The organism is Pleomorphomonas oryzae DSM 16300, from assembly GCF_000422965.1.
In the GTDB taxonomy this organism is placed as follows: domain Bacteria; phylum Pseudomonadota; class Alphaproteobacteria; order Rhizobiales; family Pleomorphomonadaceae; genus Pleomorphomonas; species Pleomorphomonas oryzae.
Genome location: NZ_AUHB01000001.1, coordinates 373,600 through 391,616, shown reverse-complemented (window position 1 = coordinate 391,616; position 18,017 = coordinate 373,600). Strand labels below are relative to the sequence as shown.

At 62.6% G+C, this 18,017-nt stretch carries 15 protein-coding genes; 2 read left to right on the top strand and 13 right to left on the bottom strand.

Annotation, left to right across the window (positions count from 1 at the left end):
• Positions 1-26: 26 nt before the first annotated feature.
• Entirely contained in the window at positions 27-1,160 is a 1,134-nt protein-coding gene (locus G522_RS28740; RefSeq protein ID WP_169453456.1) for a sensor histidine kinase, read from the top strand.
• Here G522_RS28740 and G522_RS25095 read toward each other — a convergent pair.
• The 8 genes from G522_RS25095 to G522_RS0101830 all read right to left on the bottom strand — a co-directional run bounded on the left by G522_RS25095 (position 1,103) and on the right by G522_RS0101830 (position 10,522).
• Entirely contained in the window at positions 1,103-2,506 is a 1,404-nt protein-coding gene (locus G522_RS25095) for an FGGY-family carbohydrate kinase (RefSeq protein WP_051228067.1), read from the bottom strand. The genes G522_RS28740 and G522_RS25095 overlap by 58 nt on opposite strands.
• Before the next feature lie 21 nt (positions 2,507-2,527).
• Complete coding sequence (locus G522_RS0101860; protein WP_026789600.1) at positions 2,528-3,544, bottom strand: ABC transporter permease; 1,017 nt, start codon at positions 3,542-3,544, stop codon at positions 2,528-2,530.
• Positions 3,541-4,530: an ABC transporter permease gene (locus G522_RS0101855; RefSeq protein ID WP_026789599.1), complete on the bottom strand. Its 990-nt coding sequence runs from the start codon at positions 4,528-4,530 to the stop codon at positions 3,541-3,543. The genes G522_RS0101860 and G522_RS0101855 overlap by 4 nt, the downstream gene beginning before the upstream one ends.
• 46 nt (positions 4,531-4,576) lie before the next feature.
• Positions 4,577-6,100 carry a sugar ABC transporter ATP-binding protein gene (locus G522_RS0101850; protein WP_026789598.1) on the bottom strand — a complete coding sequence of 508 codons (1,524 nt, stop codon included), beginning with the start codon at positions 6,098-6,100 and terminating at the stop codon, positions 4,577-4,579.
• A gap of 352 nt (positions 6,101-6,452) precedes the next feature.
• Positions 6,453-7,448 (bottom strand): rhamnose ABC transporter substrate-binding protein, encoded by a 996-nt coding sequence (rhaS, locus tag G522_RS0101845; protein WP_026789597.1) that lies wholly within the window; start codon positions 7,446-7,448, stop codon positions 6,453-6,455.
• A gap of 52 nt (positions 7,449-7,500) precedes the next feature.
• Entirely contained in the window at positions 7,501-8,313 is an 813-nt protein-coding gene (locus G522_RS0101840) for a DeoR/GlpR family DNA-binding transcription regulator (RefSeq protein ID WP_026789596.1), read from the bottom strand.
• Between the two features lie 76 nt (positions 8,314-8,389).
• Positions 8,390-9,235 carry a rhamnulose-1-phosphate aldolase gene (gene rhaD / locus G522_RS0101835; protein ID WP_210162868.1) on the bottom strand — a complete coding sequence of 282 codons (846 nt, stop codon included), beginning with the start codon at positions 9,233-9,235 and terminating at the stop codon, positions 8,390-8,392.
• An 18-nt stretch (positions 9,236-9,253) separates the two neighbouring features.
• The gene (locus G522_RS0101830; protein ID WP_026789594.1) at positions 9,254-10,522 is read right to left on the bottom strand and encodes an L-rhamnose isomerase; all 1,269 of its coding nucleotides are present in this window, start codon (positions 10,520-10,522) and stop codon (positions 9,254-9,256) included.
• Between the two features lie 392 nt (positions 10,523-10,914).
• On the opposite strand from G522_RS0101830, the gene rhaM reads away from it, so the two are divergent.
• Complete coding sequence (rhaM, locus tag G522_RS0101825) at positions 10,915-11,229, top strand: L-rhamnose mutarotase (protein ID WP_026789593.1); 315 nt, start codon at positions 10,915-10,917, stop codon at positions 11,227-11,229.
• 3 nt (positions 11,230-11,232) lie between these two features.
• Here the strand turns inward: rhaM and G522_RS0101820 are convergent, their stop codons facing one another.
• The 5 genes from G522_RS0101820 to G522_RS25090 form a co-directional block, all read right to left on the bottom strand.
• A complete protein-coding gene (locus tag G522_RS0101820; protein WP_036837592.1) occupies positions 11,233-12,255 on the bottom strand; it encodes a LacI family DNA-binding transcriptional regulator in 1,023 nt (340 codons plus the stop codon).
• A 72-nt stretch (positions 12,256-12,327) separates the two neighbouring features.
• Entirely contained in the window at positions 12,328-13,161 is an 834-nt protein-coding gene (locus tag G522_RS0101815; RefSeq protein WP_026789591.1) for a carbohydrate ABC transporter permease, read from the bottom strand.
• On the bottom strand, positions 13,158-14,048 hold the full coding sequence (locus G522_RS0101810) for a carbohydrate ABC transporter permease (RefSeq protein ID WP_026789590.1): 891 nt from the start codon (positions 14,046-14,048) through the stop codon (positions 13,158-13,160). The genes G522_RS0101815 and G522_RS0101810 overlap by 4 nt, the downstream gene beginning before the upstream one ends.
• A 194-nt stretch (positions 14,049-14,242) precedes the next feature.
• The gene (locus G522_RS0101805) at positions 14,243-15,541 is read right to left on the bottom strand and encodes an ABC transporter substrate-binding protein (RefSeq protein ID WP_026789589.1); all 1,299 of its coding nucleotides are present in this window, start codon (positions 15,539-15,541) and stop codon (positions 14,243-14,245) included.
• 68 nt (positions 15,542-15,609) lie between these two features.
• Positions 15,610-17,889 carry an alpha-L-rhamnosidase gene (locus G522_RS25090; RefSeq protein ID WP_036837589.1) on the bottom strand — a complete coding sequence of 760 codons (2,280 nt, stop codon included), beginning with the start codon at positions 17,887-17,889 and terminating at the stop codon, positions 15,610-15,612.
• Positions 17,890-18,017 lie beyond the last annotated feature (128 nt).

Genomic DNA, 18,017 nt, shown 5'->3' with positions numbered 1-18,017 from the left:
AAGCGGTGACCGCCGTCGTCGCCTTCGTGGTCGGCATCGCCGTGTGGCCGATGATTCCGCGGCTTGTCGGTCAGCCGACGCGTCAGGAGGCCAATTACGCCAATGCCTTACTGATGGAAGGGCAGTCCGCGAACAGGCGACTGATCGACCAGCTGAGCGATCTCAACCGTGATCTCGAAACGCGCGTCGCCGGGCGAACGGCGGAACTCGAAACGGTCCGGCATCGGTTTGAAATGGCTTTGGACGGTTCCGACATTTCCATCTTGGAACTCGATACCGATCTCGTCTTCACCTGGACTCACAATCCGCCGCGCCCCCTCACCCAAGCTGATGTTCTAGGGCACCGGCCGAGCGACTTCTTGCCTCCGGTCGAAGCGGCAGAGTTTGCCAGCATCGGGCGACGTGTCCTTGCGAGCGGCGCGGCCGAGCGCTTCGAGATTTCTTTCGTTCTCAGAGGACAGCAGCGCTGGTTCGAAGGCTTCGTCGAGCCCGTGAAGGCGAACGGAGAGGTCACCGGCATCCTGACGGCGGCCATCGATGTGTCCCGCTACAAGGAACACGAGCGTGAGATGCGCGACATCCTGCGTGAGTTGACCCACCGTTCCAAAAATCTGCTGGCCGTGGTGCAGGGCATCGCCCGACAGAGTGCCGAAGGGTGCCCCGAAGCCAGCGGTTTTCTGGCGCCCTTTGGCGGTCGGTTGCTCGCGTTGTCGTCTGCCCACGAGCTTCTGGTGCAAAATGGCTGGCGCGGCATCCTGCTCGACGAGGTGGTGACCCGAGCCTGGGCCGATGTCGAGCGCACGACGCATATCAAGGTCGAACTCGATGGGCCGCGAGTGCTTCTTGGGCCTGACGTTGCACAGAATGTGATGCTCGGCGCCCACGAACTGGTTTCTGCCGCCGCCGCCGCCGAGCAGCCGCCACACCGGGTCCTGGTATCGTGGTCTTTGCTGCCGGACGGGGCTTTCCGCCTCGATTGGCGGATGTATGGGACGCCGTCGATCGAAGTCAGCGGCTTCGGTCAACGCCTTTTACGCACTGTGTTGCCCGTCGTGCTGGGTGGTGAAGTGACCGCACTCGGAATATCCGAGGCCGGCTTTGCCTATGGACTGAGAGGGCGGATCGGTCCGCAGCTTCGGCTCGCCCAGCAGTCCGCGTAATCCTTGAGGCCGGCGAGGTCATAAATGCCGCCAACCTGCTGATCGGGCGCGAGGTTGGGGCGTCCGTGCGGGCCAAGAGCCAGCATGGCGGCGCCTGTCGACGTGCCGGTAGCGCCGGCGGCGATCAAAACGGATCGACCGGTAAGCTGTTGCAGCGCCTCGGCAAATAACGTGTCGCGGCCGAACGGCCCTTCCACGACGATCGGCCCGGCGGCACCAGCTACCGCCATCGCGGCGCGGGCCACCAGTGCCAAGTAGAGGCTGGCGGCGGCGGTGCGTACGCCGCCCGAAAGCGACGCCGGATCAACGCCCCAGCTTCCTTTTCCCTCAGGAAAAGGACCGCAACCGGGCACGAAGGTCGGGCGGACCATGATGCCCTCGTCAAGAACGACACGTACATCCTCAGGGGCGGGCCTCTTTGCGTGACCGTCCGTCAGAAGATCGAACTCGCGCCCACCCATGAAACGCGATGACGGCACGGCATGACCGAAGGCATCGATATTGCAGAGCCCGTCGCGGGCGGCATCGAGCGCCGAGGCATCACCACCCACGGCGAAGATGATTGCCCAGGTGCCGGTGGAGAGCACCGTGAACGGCGGCTTTCGACTGAGAAGATGCGGCAGCAGAGAAGCGTTGGAGTCGTGGATGCCGCAATAAACCGGCGTGTCGGAAGAAAGGCCGGTTCGCGCGGCGATATCGGCTGTCACCGTGCTAAGCTTGTCGAACGCGGAGCGCAGCGGGGCAAACAGCCCGTCCCAGCCTTCGGTCGTGGCAAAAGAAGAATAGCTGCGCTTTTCCGGCACCCAGAGATCGGTGTGAACGCCGAGCGATGTCGGTTCGCTCGCCAGCACACCGGTAAAGCGGAACGCCCAGTATTGAGGATAGGGAACGATGGCCGTCACCTTCGCGAAGACATCCGGGAAGGTGCGAGACTGCCAATAGAGCTGTGCGCCTGCGTTGAGACCGCCGGGCAGGCGAGGCGTGAAGCTCTCGCTGAACGGCGGTCGGACGGTGGCATAAGCCCCGTCGAGAGCATCGGGGCCATGGAACTCATAATCGAGGATCGGCATTGCCAGCTGATCCCCAGCCAGCAGGGCAAACGTGGCGCCATGAGTGGTGAAGGAGAGCGCATCGATCTGCTGGCTGGCCGTAGCCTCCTTCAACGTATCCAGGAAGAAGGCCCACATGCCCTCCACGTCATAGTGCGGGTAGGGTGGTGCGTCGACGACGGCATTGGGCCGCGTGCGGACGAACACGTCCCCACCGCTCTCGAGGTCGTGGACCACCAGCTTGACGTTGGTCTTGCCCACATCGAGAACCGCAACAAACCTCGGCGTCGTCGACATTTCCTTGTCCTTGATTGGCGGTCAGCGGGCAATGCGGCGATGGCTGTTGATCCGCTGCACGACCAGCGGCAGGGCAATCACCAGGATCAGCATCAGGCCCATGAAGATGCTCATGACGATGCCAGGCACGTTGAGCAGGCCGAGGCCGAAGGTGACGAGGCCCATCACGAAGGCGGCGATGACCACGCCCAGGATGTTGCCGGTGCCGCCGTTGATGCCGACGCCACCCAGCACGGCCATGGTCACGGCATCGAGTTCCCAGCCGACGGCGATCGAAGGGCGAGTAGAGCCCAGCCGCGAGGTCAGCATCACCGAGGCGAGACCGGCGGCGGCGCCGGTCATCAGGAAGACGATGAACTTGATGCGCTGGACCTTGACGCCTGAAAAGCGAGCCGCCAGCGCGTTATTGCCGACGGCATAGACCTGCCGGCCGAAGATCGTCTTGTGCAGCACCACGCCAGCGATGACCGCCAGCACGAGGAAGGTGACGAACTCGATCGAGAAGATCCAGACGGCATAACCCTGGCCGAACACCGCAAAGTCGGCCGGATAGTTCTTGTAGACCTGGTCGCCGAGTACGACATAGGCGATGCCGCGATAAAGGCTCATGGTGCCGATAGTGGCGACGATGGCCGGCAGGCCGAGCTTGGCCACCAGGAAGCCGTTGAACAGGCCGCAGACGAGGCCAACCCCGAGGCCGATCAGGAACAGCACCGGCGTGCCGGCTCCCGCTGCGGCGGCGGCCCCCATGGCCGTCGAGGCCAGCGCGATAATCGAGGCTACCGACAGGTCGATCTCACCCGAAATGATCACAAAGGTCATCGCCAGCGCCAGGATGGCCTTCTCGGTGAAGTTGAATGTCGCGTCGGAGAGGTTCCAAGGATCGAGGAAGTAGGGCGAGGCCAGAGAGTTGGCGATGGCAATGGCGATCGCCACCGCGAGCAGCAGCATTTCCCAGCTTTTGAGCGCTCGCTTGAGCGGGCCGTCGAGGCGGTCCGGAATGTGGCGCGGCGAAAGGGCGGCGGATTGATCGCTCATAGCGGAAGCTCCTTGCGGCGGAGGATGACCCGGCCCTTGACGCGTTCGCCGCGGGCATTGATGACGACGGCGGCAATGATGATGGCGCCGGAAATGGCCATCTGCCAGAAGGGTGAGATGCCGATCACCGGCAGCGCATTCTTGATGATGCCCAGGAACAGCGCTCCCAGCACCACGCCGCCGACCGTGCCGACGCCGCCAATGGTCGAGACGCCGCCGATGACGCAGGCGGCGATGGTGTCGAGCTCGAAGCCCGAGGCCACGTCGACATAGGCGACGGCGTAGCGCGATACCCAGAGGTAGCCGCAGAGGCCGGCCACTGTGCCCGACAGTACGAAGGCGAGAAACCGCGTCTTGCCGATATCGATGCCGGCATAGACGGCGGCCACGGCGTTGCCGCCGGTCGCGTAGAAGGCGCGACCGAGGCCGGTGCGGGTGAAGAGCGTTGCGGCCAGCACGATGGCGAGAATGCCAACCCACGACAGCACCGGCAGACCGAGGACTAGGGCGCGGGGCAGTTCCAGGAAAGTCGGCGACATCTCATGGGCGTTGACCCAGGCGCCGCCGGATTCGACGAAAGCAAGACCCCGGAAGATGGTCATGGTGCCGAGCGTCACGACGATGGCCGGAATGTCGAGCCACCAGACCAGGAAGCCGTTGATGGCCCCGAGCAGCATGCCCATGCCCAAGGCGACGACGATCAGCACGACCACCGGCAGACCGGGAGCCAGATGATTCAGCATGGCCACCGTCATGCCGGTCAGCGCCACGTTGGCGGCCACCGACAGGTCGATCGACTTGGTCAGGATCACCGCCGACTGGCCGAGCGCCATCATGATCAGGATAGAGGTGTCGTTGAAGACGCCGGCAAGATTGTGAGGTGTCGAGAAGGCGGGGAAACGAGCGGTGATGGCAGCAAGCAGCAGAAGGCAGGCCAGCACCAGGAGCGCTTCGCGCCGCGCGAGAAGGCTGCGGAGGGTGTTCATCGGAAAAACTCCGGGGCGAAAATGGCAGGGCTGATGGAGGAGCGTCTCACGCGGCGGCCTCCTTGTTGCCGGTTGCCGCGCGCACCAGCGCCTCAGGCGTCAGGCCCTCGCGCTCGAACACGCCGGCCATTCGGCCTTCGCGCATGACGATGACGCGATCACTCATGCCAAGGATCTCCGGGATCTCGCTCGACACCATGATGACGGCGAGGCCTTCGACGGCGAGCTGACTCATGAAGGCATGCACGGCAGCCTTGGAACCAATGTCGATGCCCTTGGTCGGTTCGTCGAGGATGATCACTTTCGGCAGCGTCGCCAGCCACTTGCCGATCACCACCTTCTGCTGATTGCCGCCTGACAGCGTACCGACCGGCTGGCTGAGCGAGGCGGCGCGCAGGTCGAGCCGTTCGGCGTATTTGCGGGCGAGATCGAATTCCTCGGCCATGCGCAGGAAGTTGCGGCGGCTGGTGACCTTCAGCGATGGCAACGAGATGTTGGAGGCGATCGACATGGCGGTGATGGCGCCGTGGCGACCGCGTTCTTCCGGTACATAGACGATGCCGGCATCAATGGCATCGGATGGCGAGCGAACGGTGATCGGCTTGCCCGACAGGGTGACCATTCCGGCCGACGGACGGGTGACACCGAACAGCGCCTGACAGAACTCGGAACGGCCGGCACCGACCAGACCGTAGAGGCCGAGGATCTCGCCGCGGCGGAGCTCCAATGACACCTGGTCGAACTCGGTCGGATGGCAATAACCATCCACTTTCAGCACCACCTCGCCGATCTCGGCCGGAAGTTTGGGGAAAGCCTGCGTCACGTCGCGGCCAACCATCATCTTCACGAGGTCGGCGTGCGACACTTCGTCGAGCCGGCCTGCGCCCACCTGACCGCCATCGCGGAAGACGGCAAAGTACTCGCAGATCTGCCAGACTTCCTCGAACTTATGGCTGATGAACAGGATGGCCTTGCCAGCTTTCTTCAGCCTGTCGATGATTCCGAACAGCTCCTCCACCTCCTTGTAGGAGAGGGCGGCGGTCGGCTCGTCCATGATGACGATGCGCGCGTCGATGGAGAGCGCACGGGCGATCGCCACGAGGTGGCGCTGGGCGATCGAAAGATCCTTGAGGCGTGTGCGCGTCGAGATCGGCGCGTCGATGCCATGCAGGATGGCGGCGGCGCGGGCATGCATCGCCACCCAGTCGATCAGGCCGTAGCGATTGCGCGGCTGATGACCGATGTAGATATTTTCGGCGACCGTCAGCTCATCGAACAGCACCGTTTCCTGGTGGATGGCGGTAATGCCGAGTCCCTGCGCCGCTTCGGCGGTGGGAAGCGTAACTTCCTTGCCGTCGATCTGGATGCTGCCGCCGTCCGGCTGGTAGATGCCGGTCAGGATCTTGACCAGTGTCGACTTGCCCGCACCGTTCTCTCCGATCAGCGCCGTGACATGGCCGGGGCGAAGTTCGAGCGCCACGTCGGACAGTGCCTTGACGCCTGGAAAGGTTTTGGAGATGCCCGTCATCTTCAGGATGGGCTCTGGAATGGGAGTGTCCGTTGGGAGCATGACGTTGTCAGACGCTTTTCGCTGTGGAGGCTTGCGGCCTGAGGGATTGGGCGGCGATCGGATGGAGCCGTCGCGATGATCTCGCCGGGACGACGGCCGGCATGGATCGGTCGGCGGAGTTACCCCCTCTCCCTGTCCCTCCTGACCAGATGGGAGGGGACCCTGCCATGATCCTGAAACTGCGCTGGAGGGAGCGCATCGGATGGGACGTCGGAAGCCGGGGAGGAGGGAGCTCCGGTCTTTGGCAACCGCGTCCCCTCACCGAACTAGGGGAGGGACAGGGAGAGGGGGCTATCTCGACATATTGGAGTACCGGGCCCGGCCAAAGCCGGGCCCGGGATTTCATGCCGGATCAGAAGATCTTGGCGAATTCCTCGACGTTCTTGGCGTCGTAGACGAACGGATCGGCCATGGCCGCCTCGTTGTTGGCGTCGAGCTTGATCTTGCCCATGCGGCCGATAGAGATCTCGGCATCCGGCTTGGCTTCGGCCTTGCCGGTCTTCAGCTCATAGGCGAGGTAGGTCGCCGAATAGCCGAGGTCGATCGGGTTCCAAATGGCGAAAGCCTTGGACGAGCCAGCCTTGACGTGGCCGGCCATTTCCGACGGCAGGCCGAGGCCCGTGACGTTGACCTTGCCGATCAGGCCGGCGTCTTCAACGGCCTGGGCGGCAGCAACGATGCCGACCGATGTCGGAGCGATGATCGCCTTGAGGTTGGGATACTTGGCGATCAGGCCCTGCGTCTCGCGGTAGGACTTGTCGGCGAGATCATCGCCATAGACGGTGTCGACCAGGTTGACGTTCTTATAGTTGGGCAGGACCTTCTTCATCTCCTCGATCCAGATGTTCTGGTTGGTCGCCGTCGAGGCGGCCGAGAGGATGGCGACGTCGCCCTTGTCCGAGCCGAGGCCGTCGGAGGCCAGTTTGACGCACATGTTGCCGATCAGCGGGTTGGACGACGGGTTGAGGTGCATCAGGCGGCCTTCCGGCGCCACGCCCGAATCCCAAGAGATGACGGTGATGCCGCGCTGCATGGCCTTCTTGAGGGCCGGAACCAGAGCGTCCTTGTCATTGGCCGAGATGGCGATGGCGTCGACCTTCTGGGCGATCAGCGAGTTGACGACATCAATCTGCGCTTCCGCTGTCGAGGTGGTCGGGCCGGTATAGATGATATCGACGTTGCCAAGTTCCTTGGCCGCTTCCTCGGCACCCTTGTGGGCAGCGTCGAAGAAGCCGTTGCCGAGCGTCTTGACCACGAGCGCGATCTTGAGGTTTTCGGCGCTGGCCGGACCGGCCATCAGGGCGATGGCGGCGGCCGTCGTAACAATCAGTTTCTTGAACAGGGTCATTTGGGGTCTCCTCCCGTTGCGACCTTCCGTCGACCTCCGCCTCATTCCTCTGTCAGGCGACGGTCGGGGATTGCTGGATGTCCTCTTTCTTGTCCGTGGATGCGACGATCAGCTCGATGCCGGCGGCTTCCACCATCCGCCGGTCGCGCTCGTCGATGCCGTCATCCGTGATGATCGTGCTCACCCGTTCGAGCGGGCAGAGGATCAGGCTGGACCGTGTCTTGAATTTGGAGCTGTCGACCAAGACGACGAGTTCGTCGGCCTGTCGCATCAGCCGTTGCTCGGATTGAATGATCAGCGAGTCCGATTCCATGACGCCGAGCGGCGATACGCCGCGGGCACCCATGAAGAAGCGGCGGGCGTAGAAGTGGCCGGTGCCGTCGCTGTCGAAGGGGGACAGAATGATATTCTGCTCGCGATAGACAGCGCCGGCCGGCAGCATCACCGTGCATTTGGAATGCTTGATCAGGTGCTCGGCGATCGGGAACGAGTTGGTCATCACCTGCAGGCGCATCTGCGCCAGGAAATGCACCATCGGAAAAGTCGTCGTGCCACCGTTGATGGTGATGGCCTCGCCATCATGGCAGAGCTTCACGGCCTCGCGGGCAATGGCACGCTTCTGCGCCGAGTTGACGGTCTCGTCGGCCCGGAACGAACGGGCAGCCAGCACGCCGATCTGCGGCGGATGCAGCGCCTCGGCACCGCCGCGCACCTTCTTCAGGCGGTTTTGAAGCGCCAGCGCGCTGATGTCGCGGCGGATCGTCGCCTCCGAGGCGTCGGTCAGCTCGACGATGTCCTGCACCGTCAGGATTGGACGTTCCTGGACGGCGGAAAGGATGATGCGGTGGCGTTCGCGTTCATGCATGGGTCTGTCTCGGCTCCGGGTGGGGGCAGGGACGATGGCGCGCCGGCGCCGCGGGGGCAAGCGCCGGCGCGAGTGATCAAACGGCCTTGGGGCCGGCGAGCTTCCAGCCGTCGAGCGCCATGGCTTCGGGCTGCGGTACCACCTTGAAGCGGGCGGCGAGGTCAACAAGGTCCTGTGTCGTCATTGACTGGCGCGGTCCGCCCATCGACAACACCTTCACCAGGATCTCAGCGGCCTTCTCGGCGGTGTCGACCAAGCCGAAGGCGTCATCGAGCGTCGGGCCGACGCCGAACACGCCATGGAACGGCCAGAGCACCAGCGGCCGCTTGGCGAGCAGACGGCACGTGGCATCGCCCATCTGGTCAGTACCGGGCACTAGCCAGGGCATGGTGCCGACGCCGTCGGGGAACACCACCAGGCACTCGGTGGAGCCTTCCCAGAGCGCGCGCGTCACGTTGGCGTCGCTCCAGTCGAGCACATAGGTGAGCGCGATGAGGTTGGTGGCATGGCAGTGCAGCACGACGCGGTCGCTGCCGTTGGTGGCGTTTTGCCGGGCGATATGGCCCTTGAAATGGCTGGAGTATTCCGACGTCGGCGCGCCGCCGTCGCGATAGCCCCACAACACTTCCAGATAGCTGCCGTCAGCGCCAACGCGCACGACGCCGAGATTGTTCTCCGGATCGAGCTGGACGTTGCGGAAGAACTTGCCGGTGCCGGTAACGATGTAGCTCTGTCCGGCGATGGCCGGCAGCGGCTCGGTCATCGGCAGCCGGCGCGGTTCGCGAATGCCGGCCATGTAGGGCGCAAGGTCGTCTTCGGTGAGGCGCAGGCTGATGTTGCCGCCGTTGCGCTCATCCCAGCCCTTTTCCCAGCAGTCCGTGGTGGCTTTCACCATCGCCTTGACGAACCAGGAATCGATCATATTCGCAGTCATAGTGGCTCAGGACTCCCGCTTGGCGAGCACGTCGCGCTCATAGGTCTTGACGACGTCGAACCAGGCGGCGCCGACCGGCACGTTCCGGCTTTCGCAATAGTGATCCCAGACGGCACCCCAAGGGCTCGTCTTGTGTTCCTCGAATAACGCCATCCGCAGAGCGAAATTGCCGGATGTCTCAGCTGCCTTGAGCTTGGCGACCGGCTCCAGCATCGCCTTCAGCAGCGCCTTGCGCATGTTGCGCATGCCGATCACCCAGGCGGCGATGCGGTTGATGGAGGCATCGAAATAATCGAGACCGATGGCAGTGCGGTCGAGCATGTTGCCGCGCACCAACTCGTTGGCGATGGCCTGCAGCTCATCATCGAACAGCACGACGTGGTCGCTGTCCCAGCGCATCGGTCGCGACACGTGCAGCAGAACGCGGTCGACATACTGGAAGACGGCGGACAGCTTGTCGGACACCACCTCGGTCGGGTGGAAATGGCCGGCATCGAGGCAGAGCATGGTGCCGCGCGTCGCCGCATAGCCCATGTAGAATTCGTTGGAGCCGACCGTGTAAGCCTCGGCCCCGATGCCGAACAGCTTGCTCTCGACGGCGTCGTAGTGGAACGCCTTGGAGATCTTCTCCGAGATCACCTCGTCGAGGGCGGCCTTCAGCGTCTCGCGCGGTCCATAACGATCGAAGGGATAATCCTTCGAGCCGTCGGGGATCCAGATGTTCATCACCGAGGCCGTACCGAGCGAGCGGCCGAAATGCTCGGATACCTTGCGGCTCGCCTTGCAATGGTCGATCCAGAACTGACGGATGCCGGCGTCGGGGTGGCTGAGCGTGCGATTGTCGGCGCTCTTCGGATGCGAGAAGCAGGACGGGTTGAAGTCGAGGCCGAGGCCCCGCTCCTTCGCCCAGTCGACCCAGCGCTGGAAGTGCTTCGGCTCGATAGCGTCGCGCTCCACCTTGCGATCGGCCTCGAGATAGAGGGCGTGCAGGTTGAGCCGCTTGGCGCCGGGGATCAGCGACATCGCCTTGTCGAGGTCGGCGCGCAACTGGTCGGCATTGCGAGCGCGGCCGGGATAGTTGCCCGAAACCTGAATGCCACCGGTGAGCTCGCCATCGGGATTTTCGAAGCCCTTGACGTCGTCGCCCTGCCAGCAGTGCATCGATACGGGGATGGTATCGAGCTTGCTTAAGACGGCCTCTGTATCGATGCCGTCGCGAGCAAACAGCTCGCGGGCCAGCTCATAGGCTTTGGTAATCGGCGAATGATCGGACATGACCGGCGGTTTCCTCCCAATGGCTCCGCTGCCAGCGTCTGCTTTACGGCGTTGGTGATATCAATCATATTCCATCACGATTGATCAAGTGCAATCATATCCGTAGCGTTTGCCACAAATCTGGTTTGCGGCTGAGATCAGTGATTTGTCTCGAGCCTTGATGATTGAAATATCGAATGAAAATGGCATATCTATCTTTTTTGAAGGTAAAATTGCGTATCGCCGAAAGTTCTAGATCGCCGTGGAGAAGCCCGGCGAAGCGATCAAACGTTCGGCGAGAGATTGAAAATGATTGAATTTGCGTAATGATCCCACTGGGAGTGACTGGCTGGGATCGAATATGATTTTCCGGACGGCGGATGCGTGAGCCGGCTGGCGCGGGAGGATGTATCGTGATCAGAAAAGCGTTTGTCATGTGGGTCAACCCGGACGCCCACGCCGAATATAAACGCCGTCATGACGAGATCTGGCCGGAGTTGGCGGTGGTGCTCAAGGCGCATGGCGCCCACAACTATGCCATCTATCTCGATCCGAAGACGTCGACCCTGTTCGCCACCGTCGAGATCGAATCGGAAGACCGCTGGAATGCGGTGGCCGCCACGGAAATCTGCCAGAAATGGTGGAAATACATGGCCGATATCATGCCGTCCAACCCGGACAACAGCCCAAAGTCGGCCGATCTTCGTGAGGTGTTCTTCCTCGCCTGACGGTCAGCCCCGCACCGGAACAGGCCCGGTCGAGCCCTTTACGTCGAGATGTGGCGGCAGAATGATATGCTGGTCGGTCTGCCGGCCCTCGATCCGCTCGATCAGCAGCTTCATCGCTTCGCTTCCGAGCTGATGCCCTGCCTGATCAACCGAGGTCAGCGACAGCTGCGGCAGCGCGGCGAGACGGCTATTGTCATAACCGATCACCGAGAGGTCGTCGGGCACGCGGATGCCGAGCTTCGCCGCTTCCGCCATCAGGGTAAATGCCACGGAATCGGTCCAACAGAAGACGGCCGTTGGGCGTGGTTGGCTTTGCAGGATGCGCCGAGACACTTCCTCATCGTAGCGGTCGCCACGGAAATGCGTGCCTTCGAAAATTGATATGCGCTCCGTGAGTCCATGCGCCGCCATGGTCTCGCGGTAGCCCACCAGACGCCGCGTCGTCGAGTTGTTGGGAGCTGCCGACTCCGGATCAAGCCCGAAATAGGCGATGTCGCGATGGCCGAGCGATATGAAGTGTTCGACGGCGAGGCGCGCACCGGCGCGATCGTCGTTATTGACCGTGTCGTAACCGCAGTCGCGATCGTGGCGTCCGATCATCACCGTTGGTACCGAGGTGGCGACGGTGGTCAGGTAAGCTTCTTCGAGACGCGGGGCAACCATCAGGAAGCCATCGATCTTGTGATCGAGCATGGTGTCGATGGCGTGCTGTTCGGTGGCCTCGGCCGATGGGCGAAAGCCGATCAGCGGCTCGTAGCTGGTGCTCCTCAGTGTCGAGATGACGCCGTCGAGGATATCCGGAAAGAAAGGATTGCGCATATCCGGCAGCACGATGCCGAGCGTGTAGGTGCGTCCCCGAAGGCCACGCGCCGCCGTCTGCGGTCGATAGTTTAGCGCAGTCATTGCCGCTTCGACGCGAGCCCGCATGTCGTCGGAAAGGCCATAGGCATTGCGCAATACTTTGGAAACGGCGGCCCGCGACACTCCGGCCGCCTCCGCCACGTCCTTGATCGTCGCGCGCTTCATGATTCCCCGCCCGTTTCCGCCGTTTTCCAAGTTTCCTCTATACATTCGGCAGTTTGCCGGCAACGATCATTCTCAGCCCTTTACGGCGCCTGCCGTCATACCTTCGACGATCTGCCGGTTGAAGAACAGGAACATGATCAGCGGCGGAATAGTGATGATCAAGATATTCATGAACAGAAGATTGTAAGACGTGTTGAACATGCTCTGGAAATTGAACAGCGTTAGCTGCACCGTCGCGTTCTTTGCTCCCGGCAGGTAATAAAGGGGATTGGTGAAGTCGTTGAAAATCGCCACCGATTGCACAACGATCACCGTTACCGCCACCGGCTTCAGAAGTGGCAGCACGATACGAAAGAACAGCGTGAAGGGGCCGGCGCCTTCCAGAATGGCCGCTTCGTCGAGTTCGCGCGGGATGGTGGCGATGAAGGCGCGAAACAGCAGCACCGAGAACGACAGGCTGTAGGCGATCTCGATCAGAATCAGGCCGGACAGCGTCTTGAACAGGCCGAGCCACTGCAACAGCCAGATGGTCGGCACGACGGCCGGCGGCATGATCAGTCCGGCCAGGACCATAAAGTTGATAAGCCCGCTCCATCGCGACGGCCGCCGTTGCAGCACGAAGCCGACCATGGCGCCGAACACGACAAGGCCGGTGACCGCTACCACCGTGAGGATGATCGAGTTGATGAAGGCAGTGATCAGCATGTAGTCGCGCGCTTCCACGACCGCGACGAGATTGTCCCAGAGGTGAGTTTCGGTCGGCAAGGAGAAGTGCAGGAGCGCCGCTTCCGGCTTGTCCTTCAACGCGTTGACGATGATGAACAGGAAAGGCACAACGAAGACAAAGAAGGCCAGGGCAAGAGCCAGGATGCCCGTCACGTAGTATTTGAGCTTCTTGGCGGTCATGCCTCGACCTCCTTGCGATTGAGGGCGAAGGACAGCGGCACGACGATCGCCGCTACCAGCACGAACAACACGACGTTGCCGGCGGTGGATAGGCCGTAGAAGCCGGCTTGATACTGCTTGTAAATCACCGAGGCCACGACATCGGTCGTAAAGCCCGGTCCGCCCTTGGTCATCGCCCAGATGAGGTCGAAGGAACGAAGGCCGCCGATCAGGCTGAGGATGATCACCGTGACGGTGGCGGGACGGGCAAGTGGCAGCGTGATGTTCCAGAAGCGCTGCAGGGCGTTGGCGCCGTCCATCTTGGCCGCCTCATAATACTCGGCGGGAATGGAGACGATTCCGGCGATGTAGATGACGGTGGCGAGCCCAACACCTTTCCAGACATCGACGAAAGCAACGGACATCAGGGCAAAGCGCGGGTCAGTCAGCCAGGCAGGACCTTTCAGGCCGAAGACGGCGACGACGTCGTTGATCAGGCCATTGGTCGGATGCATCAGCATGGTGAAAGTGATGCCGACACCGATGGTCGACACCAGCACCGGGAAGAACACGATGGCGCGCAGGAGTCCCCGAACCATGACGTTGGATGTGAGCAGGATGCCAAGGAGCATGCCGAGCACCACCTTCGAACCCGAGGTGACGACGGCATAGATCAGCGTGTTGACGAGGCCCCAGACCAGGAATGGCTCGCTGAAGAATTGCCGGAAGTTGGCGAGCCCAATGAACGAATACTGGAACAGCGTCCAACGGGTCAGGCTGAAGAACAGCGAGGCGAAGGTGGGAAACAGGAACAGCACGCCGAAAATGATGGCTGCCGGCAGGTAGAACCAGGTCGGATAGGCTGCCGCAAGTCCGCGTCGGCTGCCTTTCTTGCCAAGGGTCGTCATAAGGACACTCCAGCGCCGTTCGTCCGGTCGGGCGCAGCCTAGCGCGAACGCGGGGCTGCTTCTCGGGGAGGAGAAGTCTAGACCAACCGCTCGAAAAGTCGTCAGCCCTTTCGGAGCAATCGGCTAAATGAAAACAATGAGTTCCGGCAAAGCCGGTCCGTTAGGGCCGGCTTTGGATTCCAGAAGGCGATGGCTCATTCCCAGCCGGGCAGGCCGAGCTGAAGCGCCTGCTTGCGCACGTCGTCGTCATAGAGCTTGGCGCCATCGAGCGGCGCGCGAATGCCCGAGCCGATTTCGACGGTAATCTGTTCGAGGGCCGGCCCCTTGACGGGTGACAGGAACTCGAGGGCGGGCGCGTTTTTGCCGCCTTCGGCGAAGTAGGCGACCAGATCCTTGACTGCCGGCGGAACGTCGGCCGGCAGGGTGCAAGACTTGGTCATGTAGGGGCCGATGGCCCCGACCGCCTGGGTCTGGGTGTCGCAGCCTTCCTTGCTGGCGACGAAGGCGATGAACTTCTTCACCTCGTCCGGATGTTCGGTCTGGGCATAACCGTAGATGCCGTTGGCCATCCAGGCGGTGAGGCCATTCTTGGCGGCGTCGTCGCCGGGCAAGGCGAAGAAGCCGACGTCGTTGATGTAGTCCTTGTAGTTCTCGTTGATGTTGCCGATGGCAAAGGTCAGCATCGGATAGTGAGCGCCTTCGCCCTTCGATACCATGCGTAGGCCGTCGTCATAGCTGGCCGAACCGAAGTCCTCATTGAGGAGGCCGGCCTTGAACACCTCGGCCTGATGCTCGAATCCCCTGAGAGCGGCGGGCGTCGTCGCATATTTGATCTGGTTGGCGGTGTATTTCTGGGGGAAGTCGGGCACGGCTTGCAGGACATTGTAGAAATCGCCGAGCATGAACAGCTGCGAGGTCCAGGTGTCCTTGAACGTCTGGATGACCGGCGTCACGCCGCCCTTGGCCTTGATCGTCTCGTTGTTCTTCATGAAGTCGGCCCAGGTCTTTGGAACCTGCAGGCCTAGCGCGGCATAGACCTTCTTGTTGTAGAACACGCCGCCACCCATGGCCGTCTGGAAGGGCGCGCCATAGACATGACCGCTCTCGCTGACCACCGACTTGAAAATATCCATGATGTCGGACTGGTAGGGCTCGTCGGTCAGATCGAGCATGTTCTGCTGCGGGTTGAGCGCATGAAACAGCGAGCCGGCGTTATACATGAAGACGTCGGTCATCTCACCGGTGGCGAGCCGGGTCTTGACGATATTGTCGCCCTCACCGCCGGCGGCTCGCGATTCCACCTCGATGGTGATGTCGGGGTTCTTGGCGTGGAAGGCGGCTGCCAGCGCTTCCGAGGCCTTGACGGTCGCCGGCGCATTGTCGACGAGGAAGCTCAACTTCACCTCGGCATAGGCCGAAGACGCAAAGGACAGCGCGAGTGCGCTGCCCGCGGCAGCAGCCACCAGAAGGCGGCGGGAAATTGCATGGCTCATGGTTCTCCTCCCAGGTTTCATCCGCCCGGCCGTCCTCTCGGCCGGGGCGGAGAATAATCCGCCCGTCCTCAACGAGCGATGGCGAAAGTCACGACATGGCGCCCGCTTCCCACGGCGAGACGCTGCTTGCTCTTCTCGGCGGCCGGCGCGATGGGCTTGCCGTCGAGAATGATGTTTCGGGCGCCGGCCGGCACGACCAGCGTGCCGCGAGCCCCGTCCGGAACGGACGTTTCCCAGGTGACGATGTCATCCTGGATGCGCCAACCGGCTTCGATGCGGCCGGCGGCTGAGGCGTGAGCCGCGCTGACCGGCGACAGCGCCGGAATGATGGCCGGCTCGAACAGGATGTGCCGGAAACCGGGCTCGGTTTCGTCGGGCCGGAGGCCGGCTACTCCCTCGAACAGCCACTGACAAACGGCGCCATAGGCATAGTGGTTGTAGGAATTCATGGAGGGATCGAATATCGAACCATCGGCCTGAATGGCATCCCACCGCTCCCAAATGGTGGTGGCGCCATTCTTCACCTGGTAGAGCCAGCCCGGGACCTCTTCCTGAAGGAAGACGGCACCGGCGAGCCCCGGTTCGCCGATCTTGAGTAGGGCTGGCAGGAGGGCGGGGGTGCCGATGAAGCCCGTTCCTATGCGGCCGCCCGCTCGGGCGATCGTTGCCTTGAAATAATCCTTGGCTGCCGCGCGCTTGTCCTCGGGGATGAGATCATGCAGGAAGGCGAGGGCATAGGACGTCTGATCGTCGTAGGCGAGGCGGCCGGACGGGGTGATGAACTCATGGGCGAAGGCTGCCCTCACCACTGCGGCCCGATCCGACAGGCGTTTTTCCGTTGCCTTGTCGCCGACGAGGCCGGCGATCTTGGCCGTCAGGTCCGCCGCGATGAACAGGTAGATGGTCGCCGCCGCATCGTCGCCAATAGTCGGCAGCGGTTTCTCGCTTGGACCCTTGGGCTGCAGCCAGTCGCCGAAGGAGAAGCCACGCGCCGCCCAGGGGCGTGGCGGCCGTACGATCGGACCATTGCTGATCGACCAGACGAAATCGTTCCATCGCACCATGGCGGGCAAGGTCTCGCGCAGGATGTCCAGATCGCCGTAGTGGCGATAGAGCACATGCGGAACAATGGAGATGGCATCGCCCCAGCCGGTCGAGCCGTAGAAGTGGGGATAGAGGTCTTCGTGGTTGCGCGTGGGATCTGGCACGACATGCGGGATCTCGCCCTCAGGACGCTGATCGGCCATCACGTCGCGCAGCCATTTGACGAAGAAGGCATGGCTGTGGTGCAGGTAGCAGGCCGCAGCGGCGAACACCTGAGCGTCACCGGTCCAGCCGAGGCGTTCGTCGCGCTGCGGGCAGTCGGTCGGCACATCGACGAAGTTGGACCGCTGCGACCATACTGAGTTCTCGATGAGACGGTTGACCAGCGGATGGCCGGTGGTGAGCCAGCCGGTACGCGTGATCGCCGAGGAGATCGGTATCGAGGCAATGTCGACGATTTCAGCCTTGCCGGTGACCGTCACGCGGGCGAAGCGGAAGCCCTGGAAGGTGAAGGTGGGCCGATAGGTCTCATGGCCGTCGCCCTTCAGAACATAGGTGACGCGGCAGGGAGCGGAGCGCAGGTTGGTATTGCAGAACTCGCCCTTGTCGAGAATTTCCGAATGCTCGACCAGCACCGTCGCACCAGCTTCGCCCTTTACCGCAAAGGTGACGTAGGCGGCTGTATTCTGGCCGAAGTCGTAGATGGTGCGTCCTTCGGCATCAGTGAAGGACGAGACGGGCTTGAGTGCGCCGAGTTCCTTGACGCCATTGACCTCGTGAGCGATCAGCACTGCCGGGTCGAAATCTTCGTGAAGCACGACGCCCTGATCGGCCGGTGCGCCTTCGAGGCGAGCATCGTAGGTCTCACCGAAATAGATGCCAGATCTGAGGATGGGGGTGAGGCCGCTCGACCAGCTTGTATCGGACGCGAGGATTGTCTTGCCGCCGGTCTCGAGCTCGACAATGGCGGCGATGCGATCCCCCCAAGTGTTGAGAAGAGCATGCTCGTGCGCCCACATCATCTGCGAGCGATACCAGCCGTCGCCCAGCCAGACGTCGATGACGTTGTCGCCGTCGAAAAGCAGGTCGCCGACGTCGTAGGTTTGGTAGCTGAGGCGGTCGTTGTAGGAGGTCCAGCCAGGCGTGAGGAGGTCGTCGCCAACCCGCTTGCCGTTGATGAAGGCGCGGTAAAGGCCAAGCGCGCTGATGCGCAGGGTGGCCTTGCCACCCTCCTTCGCTTGGAAGGTCTTGCGCAGGAAGGGCTGCCGCGTACCGACGCCAGCGTCGGAGAGCGGACGGATCATTCGCGCCGACCAGGCATGTCGTTCGGCAGCGTGCCTTGTTCCGCCCGTCGCGCGGGAGCCCGATCCTATCCCATCCATCTGTCTTGTCCTCCCGCCGAACAAGCACGCCACCCAAGCGGTCGGCTTGT